Source organism: Streptomyces sp. H39-S7 (genome assembly GCF_027158205.1).
Classification (GTDB): Bacteria; Actinomycetota; Actinomycetes; order Streptomycetales; family Streptomycetaceae; genus Actinacidiphila.
On record NZ_JAPVLU010000053.1, the window covers coordinates 38,001 to 56,146 of the forward strand.

Sequence of the window (18,146 nt, forward strand, 5' to 3'; positions counted from 1 at the left end):
ACACCGATGGAGTGGACCGGGTTTGACGAACAGCCAGGCCGGGACCGTACGGTCGACCCGGTCGTCGACGCGATCGACCCCTCGCCGAGCATCTATGAAGGAGCTGCACCCGTGGCCAAACCGATCGTCGGGATCCTGCACCCGGGCAGCATGGGTGCGGCCGTCGCCGCCCAGGCCGCGACCCACGCGGCGACCGTTCTGTGGTGCCCGGCCGGGCGCAGCGAGCGGACCGCGGCACGCGCCACCCGGTACGGGCTGGAACCGGTCGCGACATCCGCCGCGTTGCTGGAGCGCGCGGACATCGTCATCAGCCTGTGCCCGCCGGCGGCGGCCGAGGACGTCGCGCGGGAGGCCGGCGCGCACGGGTTCGAGGGCCTGTACCTGGAGGCCAACGCCATCTCGCCGCAACGCGTCGGCCGGATCGTGGGTCTGCTGCCGGAGGCGCTGGTCCTCGACGGCGCGGTGACCGGGACTCCCCCGTCCGGCGGTGAGGCGCCGACACTCTTCCTCTCGGGACCGGCGCCCGCGACGGCTGTCATGGAGAAGCTGTTCGCCGGAACGGACGTGGCCACCAAGGCACTCGGAAGCGAGGTCGGCCAGGCCTCCGCGCTCAAGCTCGCCTACGCGGGTCTTCGCAAGACGTCCCAGGTGATGGCCGCCCTGTCCTTCGGGATGGCTCAGGAGCACGGCGTCGGGCAGGAACTCCTCGCCCTCACGTCACGCCTCGCCGACTCCCCGCTCGCCGAACCGGGGCGCATCGCGGGAACGGCCGCCCGTGCCTGGCGCTGGGGGCCGGAGCTGGAGGAGGCCGCCGACCTGGCTTCCGCCGCCGGCCTGCCGGACGACATGCTGCGGGCCGCCGCCCGCACCCTGGCCCGTTGGAACGACAGCAAGGACGACGATTCTCTCAGTACGGACGAGGCCCTGCGGATGCTGCGCCGTCCCTGACCGTCGTCGCGGGGCCGTGGACCGGACGGTCCGCGCATCCAGGTCGCCGGCCGGCCGGCCTCATCGCAGAGGGATCGTGAAGTCGTCCTCGACCGGTGGGGCGGCTTCCTGCTCGCGGTAGCCGGTGGCAGCGAAGCACCGGATCCGCAGGTCGTGCGGGGTGACGTCCAGGCGCAGGAAGCTCTTGAAGAACGGCGGGGCGTAGGTCGCGGCCCCCGGCGAGAGGACCCGGGTGTACACCTTGCGGACCGGAAGCCGGAACCAGGATCTGCCGTCGGGCCGGGAGGGCACCCCGAGAAGGGTGGCGACCAGCCGGGTGCGCAGGGTCACCGGCGCGTTCGTCGTGCGCGTCGCGGGGATGCCGAGCCGGCCGGCGATCACCGCGGACGCCTGCTCGGCGGTCAGGTCAAAGAAACGTTTCATGCGCAGCCGCCGGCCATAGAGCCCGCTGTAGAAGGCCAATGAGTCCCCCCGCAGCGGATAGCAGCGGAAGTCCTCCTCGGCCACACCGGCGACCGTGACCCGTGGGATGACATGGGTGGCGTGCATGAACGCCCCACCGCCGCCGGAGACGATGTACTCGATCCTGCGACCGTCCACGTCCACCGGAAAGTGCTGGTAGTTGTGGATGTCGCCGCCGATGGCCGCGACGTAGTGGCAGTCCGCGTCGCGGACTATCTCGTCGACGGTGCCGCCGCCCTCGATGGCGCACGGGTGGTACTTGTCGTCCACGTAGATGGGTGAACCGGTCACCAGGATCTTGGGCCGCGGGCCCTGGGAGACGCGGCGCAGCCACTCCCCCTGCTCCTGGTCGATCCCGCCCAGCAGCCCGGTGTCGATGCCGATGATGCGCAGCGGCCCCGAGTCGATGGCCCAGTACGGTCCGGGCTGCTCGCACTGCTGCGCGGGGGCCGACCGCAGCGACCGCGCCTCGTTCAGCCGCTGCTCGTCGGCGACTTCCGGGCTCTTCCACAGCAGCGACCGCCACCAGGCCGGCGACAGAAGCCTCGGGCGGCCGGCCGGGGGCAGCGCGAGCGCCTGGCAGAAGACCCGCATGAAGCCCGTCAGGCCGTCGTACCAGTCGTGGTTGCCGGGTATCGCGTAGATCGGCGCGTTGAGGTCCTGGTAGGGACGGAAGAACTTCGGGCCGTAGTCGTTGACGCTGCCGACGGGGTAGATCACGTCGCTGGACAGCACGGCGAACCGGGAGCCCTCGGCCGCTGTCAGCAGGCCGGGGACCACGGCGTACTGCGGGGCGTCGCCCTCGCCGGTGTCCGCGATGAGCATGAAGGAGTACGTCTCCGGGTCGTCCCGCGCGATGACGAGATCCGCGGGGACTCCGCGATCGCGCTGCCCGGACACCCAGCGCCGCCGCTGGTCGTTGGTCGGGTCGCCGAGGAGGGAGGCGAGCGGGCCGTTGCGGGCGCTCCACAGGGTCGCCGGATTCAGCCACGAGAGCTTGCTGACCCGATCCGGCATCAGGCTCTCGAACCGGCCGAGCTCCTGGCCGTGCCATCCGGCACCGGTCGCTGAATCGCGCGAGGAAAGTGACACCGGCGCACCCTAGCAACACCCCGTCGGGCCAACCGGTTTGGACCCCCGCCCCGATCCGCCCCGTCTCCGGTCCCGTCCCGCCTCCGGCCCGTTTCGTCGCACCCCCGTCCCGTCCCGCCGCAGCCGGGCGGCGCACCGGCGCGGGCGGCGTCCGGACGAGGTCCGGCCGGGCCCGCGCCCTGACTGCGGCAGCGGCTACGCCTGGTCCGCGGCGGCGTGGATGGCCGCCACGTCCAGCTTCTTCATCCCCATGACCGCCGACATCGCCCGCTGGGCGCGGGCCGTGTCCGGGTTGTTCAGCAGCTCGACCATTCCGGTCGGGACGACCTGCCAGGACAGTCCGTAGCGGTCCTTCAGCCAGCCGCACGGACCCTCCTCCCCGCCTTCGGAGAGCTTGGACCAGTAGTGGTCGATCTCCTTCTGGTCGGCACAGGTGATCATCAGGGAGACGGCCTCGGTGAACGGGAACTCGGGGCCGCCGTTGATCGCGATGTACTCCTGGCCGTCGAGCACGAAGCCGACCGTCAGTACCGTCCCGGCCTCCCGCGGGCCGGCCTCACCGTAGTGCGTGATGCTCGTGATCTCCGAGTTCGGGAACACGGAGACGTAGAAATTCGCAGCCTCTTCGCCCTCGGTGTCGAACCAGAGATTGGGGGTGATCCGCGGCATGGCGCTCTCCTCGCTTCGTGGGTGTTCTGCCCTGCTCCTGTACAGACCGTCGCACCGGTCGAAAGTCATCGCCACCGCGCGAGAAATCCGGGAGAGCCGGCGGCGAGGATGGGAGCACCGATGCCGCCAGGAGTCCCAGGAGATGCCATGACCGACGCAGCACCCCGCCATGCCGGCCTTCGCCGGTCCGCCGCCGCGCTCCGGACCGAGCTGGTGGCTCTGCGCCGGGCGCTCCACCGGGAGCCGGAGATCGGGCTGGACCTGCCGCTGACGCGGGCCAGGGTGCTGGCCGCGCTGGAGGGGCTGCCGCTGGAGATCTCCCTCGGCAGGCAGCTCGGCTCCGTCACCGCCGTGCTGCGCGGCGCCCTGCCGGGACCTGTGGTGCTGCTGCGCGGGGACATGGACGCGCTGCCGGTGCGGGAGGCCGTCGGCGTCCCGTACGCCTCCGCCGTGGCCGGGGTGATGCACGCCTGCGGCCATGATCTGCACACCGCGGCGCTGGTCGGCGCGGTACGGCTGCTGTGCGAGCGGCGCGATGAGCTGGCCGGGACGGTGGTGTTCATGTTCCAGCCGGGCGAGGAGGGGTTGGGCGGCGCCCGGCTGATGGTCGGCGAGGGTGTGCTGGCGGCCGCCGGGAGCACGCCCGTCGCCGCGTACGCCCTGCACGTCACCTCCTCGCAGCTGCCCAGCGGTTGGGTCGCCTGCCGCCCCGGCCCGATCATGGCGGCGTCCGACACGCTCACCGTCACGATGCGCGGACGCGGCGGGCACGGCTCGAGCCCGCATCTCGCCCTGGACCCGATCCCGGCCGCCTGCGAGGCCGTTACCGCCCTGCAGACCATGGTGACCCGCCGCTTCGACGCCTTCGATCCGGTCGTCGTCACCGTCGGCAGCTTCCACGCGGGTACCGCCGAGAACGTCATCCCCGACGAGGCGGTCTTCGCCGCCACCATCCGCTCCTTCTCGCCCGAGGCGCGGGCCCGCGTGCTGGAAGGGGCACCCGTGGTCGTCCGGGGCATCGGGCAGGCGCACGGGCTGACGGTGGACGCGGTGGTGACCGAGGGCTACCCGGTCACCATCAACGACCCGGCGGAAACGGCCTTCGCGGCCGAGACGGTCCGCGAACTCCTGGGAGCGGATCGCTATATCGACATGCCGTGGCCTGTCGCCGGCTCCGAGGACTTCTCCGTCGTCGCCGAGCTCGTTCCCTCGGCCTATCTGCTGCTCGGCGCCTGCCCCGCCGATCGCGACCCGGCCACCGCCGCGTACAACCACTCCCCGCAGGCCGCCTTCGACGACAGCGTGCTCGCGGACGCGGCGGCGCTCCTCGCCGGACTCGCCCTGGGCCGGCTCGACAGGGGCTGAGGACCGCCTTCCGTCCGGACCGCTCGAAACGGTCCGGCCCCTCGGCCGCCCCTATCCCGGCCGGCATTCCCGCGAGGCGGAATTCCCCGCACCGGGAGAACTGTTGCCCCGACGCCGGACGACGACGGCCCCGCAGCTCCGGAAGAGCGGCGGGGCCGTCGGCGGACGAGTACGGGTTTCAGTGCGCCTTTTCGTACGCCTCACGAACCGCTGCGGGGACGCGTCCGCGGTCGTTCACGTCGTAGCCGTTCTCCTTGGCCCAGGCCCGGATCTTGGCAGTGTCCTCGGAACCGGCGCCGGCGAGCTTGCGCGGTCCGCTCGCGCCCTTGTTCCGGCCCACCTTGTGTCCGGCCGCAATGAAGGGGTTCAGCGCTTCGAGAAGAGAGTCGAAGCTGTCCGGGGCGAGGTCGATTTCATAGACAACGCCATCAACGGCGAACGTGTGAGTGGCCGCCTCCGCCGACTCTTTGCCGGTGAGGTCGTCCGTGTAAATGGTTACGATTTTCTGAGCCATAGGCCGCAGATTAGCAGTAATGCGGGGGGCCGTATAGAAATCACTTACCGTCCGCTCGTGTGTACGGACGGGTAGCACGGCAGAGTGATCCGGCGATCCCCTGGGCCGCATTAGCGGCCCGATCCCGCTCCGCATAGCGCCCTGCCCGGAGTTCGGACAGGGAGGCCCGAACTATGCGGGAAGCGCGGGGAGTACGTACGCCCGCACAAAGTGCGTTTCCACCCGAGCATGGAGCAGATGCCCAGCGATGGCCTTATCGCCTGCTACCGCCAGAACGGCGTGAATGTGAACGTCGCCGTCCCGGATCTCTCCCGTACCGCCGAGTTCGGCGGGGCAGGTGTAGTACGTGCGCTGGTCCTTGCCGGCATCGGTTGCGGACATCGTCGAGACGGTAAAGGCGTCCACCGCGCCGATCAGGGACACGATCGCCCCGTCCGCGATGCCCGCCGATGCGGCCTGGTCCCCTATCGACTGCAACAGCTCGCCACTTCGGACCTCGAATACGTGCATGCGATCACTCCCCAGCGCAATGCGGGTTCAGGACCCGGAGCCTATGGCGCGCCCCGTGGCCGCGGGCGGCATTCCCTCCCTCGGCGCGGTCGCACCGCCGCACGGCCTCTTCCCGCCGCCTTCCGGTCCCTTCCCGGCCTCGTCCTCCGTCCCTTCCCGGAGATTCGAGACTCACGCGATCGGCGTGGCATCCCTTTCCGGACGGCCGTTCCGGCCGTCGGCCGATTCCCGCCACTCCTCCCGCAACATCCCGAACAGCACGTTGTCGTGCCACTCCCCCGCCACGAGCACGGCCTTCCTGCGCCGGCCCTCCTCCCGGAACCCGGTCTTCTCGAAGGCGCGCATGGCCCGCTCGTTGCCGCTCCAGGTATCGAGTTCGACCCGGTGCAGCCGGCAGGTGTCGAAGAGGTGCCCGACGAGCAGCCGCAACGCCTCGGTGCCGTGCCCCCGCCCCCAGAAGTCCCGTTCACCGATGGTGATGCCGACCGTGGCCCCGCCCGCGAACGGATCGAGGTCCCGGTAGTCGGCCATGCCGATCGGCCTGCCGTCGACCAGGTCCTGCACGGTGAGGACCTGCGAGTCGGCGGGGTCGAGGCCGAGCATCGTGTCGAAGCCGCGCTGCACGGCGGCCCGGGTGACGGGGCCGAAGTGCGGATTGCCGCCGGTGGCCCAGTGCACCACTTCCGGGTCGTTGCGCCAGCGCACGTGATGGTCCAGGTCCTCCGCGTGCAACGCGCGGAGCCTCACCAGGTTTCCTTTGATCATCGGGGAATAGTAGGGCGGCTCGGAAGCGTGGCGCCAACCGTTTGACGGATAGTCGTCGCGCAGATAATCTATGGGGAGATTAACCAGTCGAGGAGGCCACCATGTGGGAATACGAGAGCAGCATCGAGACCGGCGCCACCCCCCAGGCGGTCTGGCGCCTCTGGGCGGACGTGGAGAACTGGGGCGCCTGGAACGCCGAGATCGAGAAGATCGAGATCAGCGGCCCGCTCGCGCCCGGCGCGCGGATCACGATGACGCCTCCCGGGGACGACCCGATCCCGCTGCTCGTCGCGGAGGCGGTCGAGAACGAGTTGTTCGTCGATGAGGCCCGGTTCGGCGACCTGCTGCTGCGGACCACGCACCGGATCGAGCCGCTCGGCCAGGACCGGATCCGCGTGGTGTACCGGATGGAGATCAGCGGGGCAGGCTCCGACGAGGCGGGACCGCAGATCGGCCCGGGCATCACCGCCGACTGGCCCGACACGCTGGCGTCGCTGGCCGCCCTGGCATCGCGGAGCTGACGGCACCCGGCACCACCGTCGAGAGCCCCGGCAACGGCGGCCACGGTCCGTCCCGCCGCTCGATCGAGCGGCGGGACCGCGCTTCCGCGGGACGGTATTTCCGCAGCCTCGCGCCGGGCGGCACACGGCCGTTGGCGGCCGGCCGGCTCCTCCTGCGGCATCAGAAGGTCATGGGTAACCCCAATGAATGAGTCGGTACTGTGGCCGCATGGCCGAAGACCCGTACACCCCCGCCCGCCTCCGTGAACTGCCGAGCTGGCTGCTGGGGCGTGCCGCCGCCCGCGGGCACCGCCTGGTCGCGGCGGCCCTCGCCCGCGAGGGCCTGCGGATGATGCACCACGCGGCCCTGTCGGCCGTCGCCGAACTCGGGCCGGTGTCCCAGGCGGAGCTCGGCCGCAGTCTGAGCATCGACCCCAAGGACATGGTCGCGATCGTCAACGAACTCCAGAGCCGCGGCCTGGTGACCCGTACGCCCGACCCCAAGGACCGCCGCAAGAACGCCATCGCCATCTCGGTGAGCGGCCGGCGGCGCCTGCGGCGCACGGAGGAGCTGGGGGACGAGGCGAACGCCGAACTGACGGTGGCTCTCTCCCCTGCGGAACGCGCGCAGCTCATCGCCCTCCTGACCCGCATCATCCGGCCGGAGGAGGCCGCCTGCGGCGGGGAGCGGTCACATCCGTGAGGCGCCCCGGGTCATCGACGGGGCGCCGGGCAACGGGAGAATGTGACTGATGAACGACGACGAGTTTCTCGCTGAGCGGTTCGAGGCGCACCGCACCCACTTGCGCGCCGTGGCCTACCGCATGCTCGGTTCGCTGAGTGAGGCGGACGACGCCGTGCAGGACGCGTGGCTGCGGGCCAGTCGCGCGGGCACCGACGGGGTGGAGAACCTGGGCGGCTGGCTGACGACGATCGTCGCCAGGGTGTCGCTGGACGTGCTGCGCTCGCGCGCCACACGCCGCGAGGACCCGTTGGACGTCCATGTTCCCGACCCGGTCATCAGCAGTGCCGCCGGGCTCGACCCCGAGCACGAGGTGCTGCTGGCGGACTCCGTCGGCCTCGCGCTGCTCGTCGTCCTGGACACACTCCCGCCCGCCGAGCGGCTCGCGTTCGTCCTGCACGACATGTTCGCCGTGCCCTTCGACGACATCGCTCCGATCGTGGACCGCTCCCCCACCGCGACCCGGCAGCTCGCCAGCCGGGCCCGGCGCCGCGTCCAGGGGGCGACCCCCGCTCCCGACGCGGACCTGAGCCGTCAGCGCGAGGTCGTCGACGCCTTCCTGACGGCGGCGCGCGGCGGCGACTTCGACGCGCTGGTCGCGGTCCTCGACCCCGACGTCCTGATGCGGGCCGACACCGGCACCGCGGACGGCCGCGTCTCCCGGCTCATCCGCGGGGCCCGGCAGGTGGCCGGGCAGGCCGTCACCTTCGCGGCCTACGCCCCGTTCGCCAGAGCCGCACTCATCAACGGGTCGCCGGGGATCGTCACGGCTCCCGACGGACAGTTGTTCTCGGTCATGGGCTTCACGATCACCGCCGGAAAAGTCACCGAGATCAACCTCCTCGCCGACCCGACCCGCCTCGCCACATTGCCGTGGGAGCCCCTGGGCGACTGACCCGCGGCGGGATGCCCGGCGCCCGTCGTCCTCCTGAGGGCGCAGAGCATCAGGCCTGTGCGGCGAAGACGTCGTAGGCGCCCTGGTCGAACAGCACGAAGCGTGCTTCCGACACCGCCGTTTCCGCCGCTCGGACCGTCGCCAGGGCGGTCCGCGCCCCGTCCTCCATCGGCCACCGGTACACCCCGGTGGAGATCGCCGGGAAGGCCACTGTCCGCGCCCCCAGTTCGTCGGCCACCCGCAGCGACTCCCGGTAGCAGGAGGCCAGCAGGTCCGACCGGTCCTCGTCCGGCGACCAGACCGGGCCGACGGTGTGGATCACCCAGCGCGCCGGCAGTCGTCCGGCCGTGGTGGCCACAGCTTTGCCGGTCGCCAGGCCCTTCCCGTAGTGGGACGCCCGCAGCGCCCGGCACTCCGCCAGGATCTCCGGCCCGCCCTTGCGGTGGATCGCCCCGTCCACTCCCCCGCCGCCCAGCAGCGAGGAGTTGGCGGCGTTGACGATCGCGTCGACGTGCTGTCCGGTGATGTCGCCGAGGGCGATGGTGACGGTGATCATGCGGCATCCTCCCAGAACCGGCGACGTCCGGGCGGTGTCGGTGGTCGTCTCCGCTTCGTGCGGCGGGGGGACATCCGAAACGGTGACTGGAGGCGTCCCGGCGTGGTCCGGGAGGCTGGGCGCGGTACTCCGGGTGCGGTCGCGGGTGGGGCGGTGGCGGTGTGCTGTTCGCTCCTCATCAGCAGACCGCCGAAAGGGCCAGGGATGACGACCCCCAACAACGCGGGCAGCGGCGGCACGATGGCCGGTTACTCGGTCACTCCCGAGGGCGTCGCCACGGCAGCCGCCTATGTGACCACCCAGGCCATCGATGTCGATGCCAAGATCGCCGCCCTGCGCACCTACGTCGCCGGTCTCGGCAACATCTGGCAGGGCTCCGCGCACGCCGCGTTCGAGACGCTGATGATGGACTACGACATCTACGCGCGGATGATGCACGACGCGCTCTCCGACATCGCGTCGGGGCTGCGCGGCAACTACGTCAGCTACACCGAGTCGGAGCAGGCGAACCTCGCCAACCTCCGCCAGGTGCACCTGCCCGCGGCCAAGTTCTGACCTGCGGCGATCCGTCCCGTCCCGTCCCCGTCCCCTCCACGACAGGAGCACCGGCATGAGCTTCTCCGACGCCGTCCCGATCAGTGTCCAGCAGGAGCTGGAGACCGCGGGTCCGTACCTGAACGGGCAGGCGGCCGAGATCTCCGAGGAGCTGCACCAGCTCGCCCAGTACCTGAACCAGTTGCCCGAGATCTGGCAGGGCGCGGCCTCCGGGTACTACCAGGGGTTGCAGGCCGAGTGGAACATCGCCGCCGACGGGCTGTTCGGGCCCGAAGGGGTACTCGGTCAGATCGCCCGCGCGATGAACGTCAACTGGGCCAACTACAGCGACGCCGAGTGGGCCAACTCACGGACGTGGAGCCACGGCTGACCCGCCGCAGGGGTTGGTTCGACGGGCCTCGACGACGGCCCCCGCATGCTCACTGAACGATTCCGAGAGAGTTCCGCATGGCTGACAAGCACTGCCGGGTGACGGTGATCGGCACGCGCAAGCGGGTGGACCTCGCGGTCCCCGCCGCCGCCCCGATCGCGGAGTACGTCACGACGCTGGCCCACCTGTGCGGCGAGGAGGAGTTGGAGGCGCTGCCGGCCGCGTGGTCGCTGGCGCTGGTGAGCGGCCGCACGCTGCATCCGGTCTCCTCGCTGAGCGACGCCGGAGTGGTGGACGGCCAACTGCTGTACCTGCGGGACGCCGCCGCAGGGGAGTTCGAGGAACCCCTGGTCAGGGACCTCGACGAGATGATCGCCGAGGTCGCCGACTCGTTCGGCGACCTGCGCTGGACCTCCCGTACCCGGGCCGCCACCGTCGCGGCCCTCGGGGCGTCATGGCTGGTGGCCGCCTGTCTGGTACCGGTGCTGTCCGGCGGACGGCCGGGTACGTCGGCCGGTCCGCTCGCCCTGGGCGTCGGCTTCGTCCTGCTCCTCACCGCCTGGGGCCTGCGGCGCAACGACGCGGCCCCGCCCGGGCGGCCGACCCTGCCGAACCGGCTGGCGCTGCCCCTCGCACTGAGTACGGTGCCCTGCCTGGCCGTTGCCGGGTGGTTCCTGCCCGATCCGTCGGCCGGCAGCCCACTCGGGGCGGCTCTCGGCGCGATGGCCGGTGCGGCCGCCGCGCTCGGTGCGGTGCCGTCGGTGGCGGGCGCGGCGGTGCTGGTGCTCGGGGTGGCGGGCGCGGCCGTCGTCGGCCTGCTGACGGGTCTGCGGACGGACCCGGCCGAAGGCGCGGCGGTCGTCGCAGTGGCCGGTTACGGGATGCTGCTGGCCGCGCCCTCGCTGGCCGGCCGGCTCGCCGCGGCCTGGCCGGTCGTCACGGAGGAGGGCGACCTCGCGGGCTCCGACGACACCCTGGTCAGGACGGTGGTGCTCCGCGCCCGTAACGTCCTGCTCGGCTGGACCTGCGCGGTCTCACTCGCCCTGGCCGTGTCCCTCGCCGTGCTGGGTGCCTCGCACGGCGGATACGCGCCGGCCCTGGCCGGCTGCCTGGCCGTCGCGCTCCTGTTGCGCGCCGGTACGTTCCGCCTGCTGGGCGAGGCGGTCCCGGTCGTGGTGTGCGGGGCGGTCGGCCTGTTCAGCGCGCTGCTGACCGTCCCCGCGACGACGTCGGCCCCCGACTGGACCGGTCCGGTGGCGGTCGCCGCGGCCGGGGTCGTGCTGCTGGGCACCGGCGCCGCACTCGCCTTCCGGCGTTCGGGCGCCCGAACCGAACGGCCGAAGGCACTGCGGGCGGTGGCCGGGCTCTGCTCGGTGGCCGCGATCCCGCTGGCGATCGGTGTGTTCGGCGTGTTCCGGCACCTGGCCACGTACGGACACCACCTGTGAGGCGCGTGAGCGGAACGGCTCCGGCCCCCGCGCGTTCTCCCGGACGCTCCCTCGCGCGTTCTCCCGGACGCTCCCTCGCCCGTTCTCCCGGACGGTCCCTCGCACGTCGACGCGCGGTCTCACACGGACACTTCGGACGCGGGCCGGATGTGGCCCGGCAGCCACCGTGCCGGACCCGACTCGTCGACGTACCCCAACGCGATGGCCTTGCGGGTCAGTTCCGCCTTGTTGCCGGCGTTGAGCTTGGCCCGGATGCGCTTCACATACGTGTTGACGGTGGACTCGGTGAGGCCCATGCGGCGGGCTATCTGGCCGTGCGTGTACCCCTTGGCGATCAGTCGCAGCGTCTCCACCTCGCGGCGGGCCAGGCACTGGCCCTCGCCGGGCGACATGCGGCCGAGTTCGGCGTGCAGGTGGGTGGCGAGCCCCGACGCGAGGTAGAAACCGCCCCGGGCCACCGCCTCGACGGCGGACAGGAATTCGGTGTCGTCGGTGTGCTTGGTGACGAAGCCGTGCGCCCCGGCCTTCACCGCGGCCAGCAGATGGTCGCGCTCGTCCGACGGCGACATGACCAGCACCGCGCTCCCGGCGCTCAGCGCGCCGATCGCCTGCAGGGACGCCTCGGCGAGATAGGGGGCGGGATCGAGGACGACCACGTCGGGGGCGAGCCCGGTCTCCGCGAATTCATCCAGTGTTCCCACCGACGCGATGACTTCGAGCCAGGAACTGCGGGCAAGAACCTGCTCGATCCCCATTCGGGTAATGCGGTGGTCTTCGACAATGCCAACGGTAGGCATGGCTCGGCCCTTCGATCTACCCATTCCCCGTATGGCCGTCTCCTGCGACCCTTCTATGGGCGTCCATGCCAAGTTCTATCAGTTCTTCCACCCCTGGTCGTCACCACCTGCGCGCCCCCGCCCATGACATACCGGCCGCGGCCGCGCCGCGCCCGACCCGGCGTGGAACGCGTCTCGAAAACGACGCGAAGTTCGTCCGAAACACGAGGGTGCTTCGCGCCCGCTCACACCCCGGAGTTGGGTAATGGCTGAATCCGAGCAGCAGTCCGAGCAGCAGGAAGGCATGGACCGGCGAGGTCTCGCCGCCGCTTTCGTCAACGAGGTCAGGCAGCCGGGGAGTCGGCCGCGGATGCTGCCGCGGGCCTGGGCGGTCGGCATCATCGTGGCGGTGGTCGGCGCCGGAGCGGTCGGGGTCGGCATGATGGCCGCGAACGGTGGCTCCGGGGACGGCAAGGATCCCGTCAACGCGGCGGCGAAGAAGCCCGCGACCGGACCGGGCAGCCCCTCGGCGGCCCAGAAGTACCCGGCGCAGCCGTCGAACGGCGGATCGGGCGGTGCCGGCGGCACCGGGCCCGGCCCCGCCATCCCCGGCACGGTCGACGGCCCCGGCGTCCCGGTCCCGGCGGGCGGCGCCGACGCCACCGTCCCCGGCGCTCCGTTCCCCGCCACGGGGCCCGCCACGGGCCCCCGCCCGAGCACCACCACGGGCGCCCCGCAGGCCAACCGGAACACCTTGGTCGTGCGGAAGGCCGCCTACACCGCGGTGGCCGGCTACGGCTGCGCCAAGACCGACACGTACGGCTTCGCCGAGCACGGCCGCAACAGCGACGGGCTCAAGGGGTGGTACACGGTGAAGAGCGGCGGATGGAAGGCCGACGGCTGCAACGGGCAGTTCGACGCGATGCCGATGTCGGGTTCCGCCACCAAGGACGACAAGGACAACTACGCCACCTGGTACTTCCGGCCGGTGTCGGTGCTCACCAAGGGGACCTGCCAGGTCCAGATCTACGTCCCCAATGACAAGGACATCACCCACGTCGGCGGGAACCCCGCCCACTTCGAGGTGTTCAACTCCTTCAGCCTGTCCGACAAGCCGATCCACGACTTCGACATGTCCCAGTCCGGACGTCTGGGGACCTGGGTGCAGGTGGGCTCCTTCCCCATCACCAAGGGACTGCTGATGATCAAACTGGACAGCCGGGGACAGGACTGGCACGGCGGCACGGAGACCCACGCGCACCTGGCCGTCACCCAGATGCGGGCGACCTGCAACTGACCCGCGACCGGTCACGTCGGACCGAGCCGTGACCGCCCCGCCCCGCGACCGATTGGACGGATCCGAGTGAGCCAGAAGTGGGTGCGGGTCGCCCAGCGCGGTTGGGGTGTGCAGCACACCATCGGCGCCGCGGTGCGCGGCGCCGCGGACGGCGCGACCGTCTCCGTCATGCCCGGGGAGTACCAGGAGAGCGTCCTGCTGGAGCGCGACGTGTCACTGGTGGCGGAGAAGGGCCCGGGCACGGTGCGGATCTCCCCCGCCCGGGGGCCCGCGCTCACCGTGTCCGCCGGCAGCCCCTCGGTACGGGGGCTGGTCCTGGCCGGCGCGGACCCGGCGGAGCCGGCCGTCGTCCTCAGCGGCGGCGCGCCCGTGCTCGACGGGTGCGAGGTCGTCGGCGGCCGGGTGGAGGTGACCGGACAGGCCGCCCCGACGCTGCGCGACTGCCGCGTCCACCGGGCCGCCGGCGCCGGTCTGCGACTGGCCGGGGACAGCCGGGCCGTCGTCGAGGAGTGCACGGTCGCGGACATCGACGGCATCGGCGTCCAGGTCACCGAGGGCGCCGCCCCCGCCTTCCGCGCAACCTCGGTCGGTCCGGTCACCGCGGAGGGCCTGCACCTCGGCGGTACGCACGGCGGCACGTTCGAGCGCTGCGAGGTGACCGGCAGCGGCGGCGCGGCCGTCCGCGTCGTCGGCGCGGCGGCCCCGCGCCTGCGCTCCTGCCGTCTGCACGGCAACCGGGCGGCGGGCGTCCACGTCTCGGCGGACACCCCCGTACCCCCCGCGTCCCCCGCGCCCGTCGCGGAAGGCGCGTCGGGAAGCGCAGCTGCGGACCGGGACGCGGCCGACAGCGCCGCCGACGCGAGCGGAACGGTCCTGGAGGACTGCGAGATCTCCGGCACCGGAACGGCCGGCCTGCTCGCCGACAAGGACGCCCGCGTCCTGCTCCGCGACTGCCGGATCTCCCGCACCGGAGGGGCCGGGATCATCGCCGTCGACCGCAGCCGCCTGCGGCTGCACGCCACCACCACGGCCGACACCGGCGACACCGGCCTCGCGCTGGGCGGCACGGTAGCGGTCCGCGCCGACGGCGGCGGATTCCTCCGCGCCACGGGCAACGGGGTGTACGCCGCCGGCGACAGCGAACTGACGCTGACCGGCTGCGAGGTGGCCGACGCCGGATACAGCGGCATCCACCTCGGCGAGGGCGCCGGAGCGGTGCTGACCGACTGCCGGCTGCACGACACCCCCGAGCACGGGATCCGCGCCACCGGCAACTCCGTGCTGCGCGCGAAGGACACCGGCGTCGAACGGGCCAGGATGGCCGGCGTATCCGTGGAAGAACGCGCCGACGCCACGCTGCGCGGCTGCACGGTGAAGGGCACCGGCACCGGCGTACGCCTGCACACCCCGCACCGCCCGCTGCTCGACGACTGCGAGATCACCGCCACCGAGGGCACCGGCGTGGAGATCGGCCCGGGCACCGGAGCACTGCTGCACCGGACCCGGATCCACCACACCGGCGGGTCGGGGCTGCTCGCGGGGGCGGACAGCACGCCCGCCCTGGACGGCTGCGAGATCGCCGACACCCAGGGCAGCGGCATCGTGGTGCGCGCCGGTGCCCGTCCCGTCGTGCGGGGCACCTCGATCGCCCGCACGGCCAAGAACGGCGTGTACCAGGACGACGGTTCGCACGGCGTCCTGGAGGACTGCGCGCTCTCCGCCACCGGCTTCCCCGCCCTGTACGTCGGCAAGGGTGCCGACCCGGCGGTACGCCGCTGCCTGTTCCACGACACCGCCGAGGACGTCGCCGCGGCCGACGGGGCGGCCGCGGCGTTCGAGGACTGCCGCGCGGACCGGGTGAAGGTCTCCGCGCTGCCGGTCTCCGAACGCCGGACGGTGCCGGCCGGCCCGGCCGGCATCGCCCGCGCCCTGCCCGGAACCGCGGACGGCGACGGCGGCAGCCGGGAGAACGCCGCCGACCCCGATGAGACCACCGAGGAGTCATTGGAGACGCTGCTCGCGGAGCTGCACCGGCTGGTCGGCCTCGAACGGGTCAAGCGCGATGTCGGGACCATGGTGAACCTCATGCAACTGGTCCGCCGTCGCCAGGAGTTGGGTCTCCCGCCGCCACCCACCAGCAGGCACCTGGTGTTCGCCGGGAACCCCGGCACCGGCAAGACCACCGTGGCCCGGCTGTACGGGCGGATCCTGCACGCCCTGGGCATGCTCTCCAGCGGCCACCTGGTCGAGGCGGACCGCGGCGACCTGGTCGGCGAGTACGTCGGCCACACCGCGCCCAAGACCCAGGCCGTGTTCCGGCGGGCGCTGGGCGGGGTGCTCTTCATCGACGAGGCCTACGCGCTGGTGCCGCGCGGACAGGGCGGTGACTTCGGCCAGGAAGCCATCTCCACGCTGGTCAAACTGATGGAGGACCACCGCGACGAGATCGTGGTCATCGCCGCCGGCTACCCCGGGGACATGCAGCGGTTCGTGGACGGCAACCCGGGTCTGGCCTCCCGGTTCACCCGCACGCTGACCTTCGACGACTACCTCGGCACCGAACTGGTCGACATCGTCCGCCACCAGGCCGAGCAGCACCGCTACGACCTGCCGGAGGAGACCGTCGCCGCCCTGGCCGGCTACTTCACCGCGCTGCCGAGGGACGAGGGCTTCGGCAACGGCCGTACCGCACGGCAGGTCTTCCAGCGGATGACGGAACGGCACGCCCAGCGGGTGTCGGGTGTCGCCGACCTGACCGTCGAGGACCTGTCCCTCGTCCTGCCCGAGGACCTGCCGGAGCTGGGCGCGGCGATCTGACGCCGACGGGCGGCCCGGCCCGCCAGTCGCTGCGGGCGCGACGGGCCGCCAACGGTGGCTAGACCGACTTGGGGGACGGCGTGACGTCCGGCAGGATGGAGTTCCAGTCGGCGGAGGCGTACGCCTGGCCGGCCGTGTTCACCCGGCCGATGTAGGAGCCGACGGCCTCCACGGTGTCCGCGACCTGGCGGAGCGCGCGCGTGAGCTCGGGGCCGATGATGGGGGCGAACTTGTGGGCCGCTTCCTGGACGGGCTTGTCGTACGACGTCTGGGGCCTCAGCGGCGCGGGGCCGGCGCCGCCGACGATGGCGGCCGGGTCGCTCCACATGACGGTGCTGGTGGCTTCCTGCCCCCAGAAGCTGGTGCTGGCCAGCACCGCATCGACCCGGGTGTGCAGGTCGTTGTACTTGTCCACCAGGATCTTGGTGGAGTCCAGCATGGTCTGCTCGGTGCTCCGGATGGCCGCCAGGTTCACTGAGAGCGGCCCGTGGGCGACCGGGGTGACGGCCGGCGGCTGGCCGGGCGCCGGCGCGGCTCCGGCCTGACCGGTGAACGGGCCCGGAACGGTCCACAACATGGCCAGGTCCGGGTCAGCGAGCGGCGCCGCCGGGGTGGCGTCGTCGCCCCCCGAGGCGTTGGGATCCGGCTCCTTGTAAATGGGTGACTTCAGCGGTTCGACCACGATGACTCCGGTTCCTGGAGCGGAAACGGGCCCCGTGCGCCCGGACGGCGCGGAGGCCCGGCATGACGGGGCATGGGCGGGGCATGCCACGTGCCATCGTTCCGCAGCGCCGACCGGATGCGGGAGGTCCCCGTTAGGGGACGCCGGGATGCCAGAAAGCGGGGATGTCACGGCCCCGCGGCCGCTGCCTAGACTCCGCGGGAGCCAGCCGTACCGACCGGCGCGAACGCGAACGCGAACTCGATCATCTGGGAGTGCCTGCCGTGTCCTTCACCCTGCAGGAGTTCAAGATCGCTCTGCATGACCTTCAGGAGGCGGCCGAGACGGTGCGGCGCAAGAGCGAGGACATCCGGCAGGACATCGCGGAGATCAACGTGGCGCTGGCGGCGGTGGAACCGGGCTGGACCGGCCCGGCCGGCACCTCCTTCGCCGGGATCAAGAAGGTCTACGGCGACGACATGGAGGTGCTCACCTCCCTGCTGGAGGAGATGGTGCGGCGGATGCGGCACGCGTACTCCACCTACCACGCGATGGAACTGGCCAACTACCGGAACGTCAGGTCCTGAGCATCCGGGCCCGATCGTCACGTCCCGGAACCCGCCCCGCCCCCGAACCCGATCGTCACGTCCCGGAACCCGTCACACCCCGGAACCCCGGCACCGTCCGGGATGCCGTCACGTCCTGATGCGGAGAAGCCATGTCCACGCCGCGGCCCCCGGCCGACTACAACGCCATCACCATCACGGTGACCCCCGAGGACCTGCTGACCGCCGCGACCACGGCCTCCGCCGCGATCGTCCGCATCGTGCACAGTCTCAGCGACATCAACGGCACCTTGGGCGAACTCCAGTTGGGCTGGGCGGGAGACACCGCGAAGAAGGCCCAGGAGTTCTCCGACCAGTGGTCCGCCTGCATGACGGAGATGTTCGGCAGGAAGGACCACGCGGCGGACGGCATCCTCAACCGGCTGGTGGACGCGCTGGCCGGCGCGCGGGGCAACTACGACGCGACCGAGTCCTTCATCGCGGACAAGCTCTTCGGCCCCCTCACGACGGCGCTCACCTCCGCGCCGGTCCCCGGGGCCGCGCCACGGCCGGACGAGACGGGGAAGGACCCGGCCCTGACCGCCGTCAGCGAAACCTTCCGCTGCGCGCCACCACCGCCCGAGCGACCACCGAGAGGC

General features: G+C 72.0%; 20 protein-coding genes. 12 read left to right on the top strand and 8 right to left on the bottom strand.

All coding sequences use genetic code 11. The annotated features are described in order from the left end of the window. Positions 1–111: 111 nt before the first annotated feature. Entirely contained in the window at positions 112–948 is an 837-nt protein-coding gene (locus O3X23_RS35945) for a DUF1932 domain-containing protein (RefSeq protein WP_269276895.1), read from the top strand. Positions 949–1,008: 60 nt separating this feature from the next. On the opposite strand, the gene O3X23_RS35950 is transcribed toward O3X23_RS35945, so the two are convergent. Together O3X23_RS35950 and O3X23_RS35955 are read right to left on the bottom strand one after the other, a co-directional pair. After that, the gene (locus O3X23_RS35950) at positions 1,009–2,502 is read right to left on the bottom strand and encodes a metallophosphoesterase family protein (RefSeq protein ID WP_269276897.1); all 1,494 of its coding nucleotides are present in this window, start codon (positions 2,500–2,502) and stop codon (positions 1,009–1,011) included. Between the two features lie 195 nt (positions 2,503–2,697). Further along, positions 2,698–3,171, bottom strand: a complete 474-nt coding sequence (locus tag O3X23_RS35955; RefSeq protein WP_269276899.1) for a VOC family protein — start codon at positions 3,169–3,171, stop codon at positions 2,698–2,700. A gap of 147 nt (positions 3,172–3,318) precedes the next feature. Here O3X23_RS35955 and O3X23_RS35960 point away from each other — a divergent pair, with 147 nt between their 5' ends. Continuing rightward, entirely contained in the window at positions 3,319–4,536 is a 1,218-nt protein-coding gene (locus O3X23_RS35960; RefSeq protein ID WP_269276900.1) for a M20 metallopeptidase family protein, read from the top strand. A gap of 178 nt (positions 4,537–4,714) precedes the next feature. Here the strand turns inward: O3X23_RS35960 and O3X23_RS35965 are convergent, their stop codons facing one another. The 3 genes from O3X23_RS35965 to O3X23_RS35975 form a co-directional block, all read right to left on the bottom strand. Continuing rightward, positions 4,715–5,050 (bottom strand): histone-like nucleoid-structuring protein Lsr2, encoded by a 336-nt coding sequence (locus tag O3X23_RS35965; RefSeq protein ID WP_138358523.1) that lies wholly within the window; start codon positions 5,048–5,050, stop codon positions 4,715–4,717. A gap of 171 nt (positions 5,051–5,221) precedes the next feature. Continuing rightward, positions 5,222–5,560, bottom strand: a complete 339-nt coding sequence (locus O3X23_RS35970) for a PCC domain-containing protein (protein ID WP_269276903.1) — start codon at positions 5,558–5,560, stop codon at positions 5,222–5,224. Between the two features lie 171 nt (positions 5,561–5,731). Next, a complete protein-coding gene (locus O3X23_RS35975; RefSeq protein ID WP_269276904.1) occupies positions 5,732–6,325 on the bottom strand; it encodes a GNAT family N-acetyltransferase in 594 nt (197 codons plus the stop codon). A gap of 101 nt (positions 6,326–6,426) precedes the next feature. Here O3X23_RS35975 and O3X23_RS35980 point away from each other — a divergent pair, with 101 nt between their 5' ends. The 3 genes from O3X23_RS35980 (at position 6,427) to sigJ (ending at position 8,462) form a co-directional block, all read left to right on the top strand. Beyond that, positions 6,427–6,846 carry an SRPBCC family protein gene (locus O3X23_RS35980; protein ID WP_269276906.1) on the top strand — a complete coding sequence of 140 codons (420 nt, stop codon included), beginning with the start codon at positions 6,427–6,429 and terminating at the stop codon, positions 6,844–6,846. 208 nt (positions 6,847–7,054) lie between these two features. Further along, positions 7,055–7,528, top strand: a complete 474-nt coding sequence (locus O3X23_RS35985; RefSeq protein ID WP_269276908.1) for a MarR family winged helix-turn-helix transcriptional regulator — start codon at positions 7,055–7,057, stop codon at positions 7,526–7,528. 49 nt (positions 7,529–7,577) lie between these two features. Beyond that, positions 7,578–8,462, top strand: a complete 885-nt coding sequence (gene sigJ / locus O3X23_RS35990; protein WP_269276910.1) for an RNA polymerase sigma factor SigJ — start codon at positions 7,578–7,580, stop codon at positions 8,460–8,462. A gap of 49 nt (positions 8,463–8,511) precedes the next feature. Here sigJ and O3X23_RS35995 read toward each other — a convergent pair whose 3' ends face one another. Then, entirely contained in the window at positions 8,512–9,018 is a 507-nt protein-coding gene (locus O3X23_RS35995) for an O-acetyl-ADP-ribose deacetylase (protein WP_269276912.1), read from the bottom strand. 204 nt (positions 9,019–9,222) lie between these two features. Here O3X23_RS35995 and O3X23_RS36000 point away from each other — a divergent pair, with 204 nt between their 5' ends. The 3 genes from O3X23_RS36000 (at position 9,223) to eccD (ending at position 11,391) form a co-directional block, all read left to right on the top strand. Then, positions 9,223–9,573: a WXG100 family type VII secretion target gene (locus O3X23_RS36000; RefSeq protein ID WP_269276914.1), complete on the top strand. Its 351-nt coding sequence runs from the start codon at positions 9,223–9,225 to the stop codon at positions 9,571–9,573. Between the two features lie 55 nt (positions 9,574–9,628). Then, positions 9,629–9,943, top strand: coding sequence for a WXG100 family type VII secretion target (locus O3X23_RS36005; protein WP_269276915.1), 315 nt, complete (start codon positions 9,629–9,631; stop codon positions 9,941–9,943). A gap of 77 nt (positions 9,944–10,020) precedes the next feature. Further along, the gene (gene eccD / locus O3X23_RS36010) at positions 10,021–11,391 is read left to right on the top strand and encodes a type VII secretion integral membrane protein EccD (RefSeq protein WP_269276916.1); all 1,371 of its coding nucleotides are present in this window, start codon (positions 10,021–10,023) and stop codon (positions 11,389–11,391) included. A 119-nt stretch (positions 11,392–11,510) separates the two neighbouring features. Here the strand turns inward: eccD and O3X23_RS36015 are convergent, their stop codons facing one another. Continuing rightward, complete coding sequence (locus tag O3X23_RS36015; RefSeq protein ID WP_331283990.1) at positions 11,511–12,212, bottom strand: response regulator transcription factor; 702 nt, start codon at positions 12,210–12,212, stop codon at positions 11,511–11,513. Positions 12,213–12,432: 220 nt separating this feature from the next. On the opposite strand from O3X23_RS36015, the gene O3X23_RS36020 reads away from it, so the two are divergent. Then, a complete protein-coding gene (locus O3X23_RS36020) occupies positions 12,433–13,464 on the top strand; it encodes a hypothetical protein (RefSeq protein ID WP_269276919.1) in 1,032 nt (343 codons plus the stop codon). A 66-nt stretch (positions 13,465–13,530) separates the two neighbouring features. Continuing rightward, the gene (locus tag O3X23_RS36025; protein ID WP_269276921.1) at positions 13,531–16,281 is read left to right on the top strand and encodes a right-handed parallel beta-helix repeat-containing protein; all 2,751 of its coding nucleotides are present in this window, start codon (positions 13,531–13,533) and stop codon (positions 16,279–16,281) included. A 58-nt stretch (positions 16,282–16,339) separates the two neighbouring features. Here O3X23_RS36025 and O3X23_RS36030 read toward each other — a convergent pair whose 3' ends face one another. Then, entirely contained in the window at positions 16,340–16,963 is a 624-nt protein-coding gene (locus O3X23_RS36030; RefSeq protein WP_269276922.1) for a hypothetical protein, read from the bottom strand. 263 nt (positions 16,964–17,226) lie between these two features. On the opposite strand from O3X23_RS36030, the gene O3X23_RS36035 reads away from it, so the two are divergent. Then, positions 17,227–17,529, top strand: coding sequence for a WXG100 family type VII secretion target (locus tag O3X23_RS36035; RefSeq protein WP_269276924.1), 303 nt, complete (start codon positions 17,227–17,229; stop codon positions 17,527–17,529). Between the two features lie 131 nt (positions 17,530–17,660). After that, positions 17,661–18,146: WXG100 family type VII secretion target (locus O3X23_RS36040; protein WP_269276926.1), on the top strand; the 486-nt coding region annotated here is incomplete at its 3' end.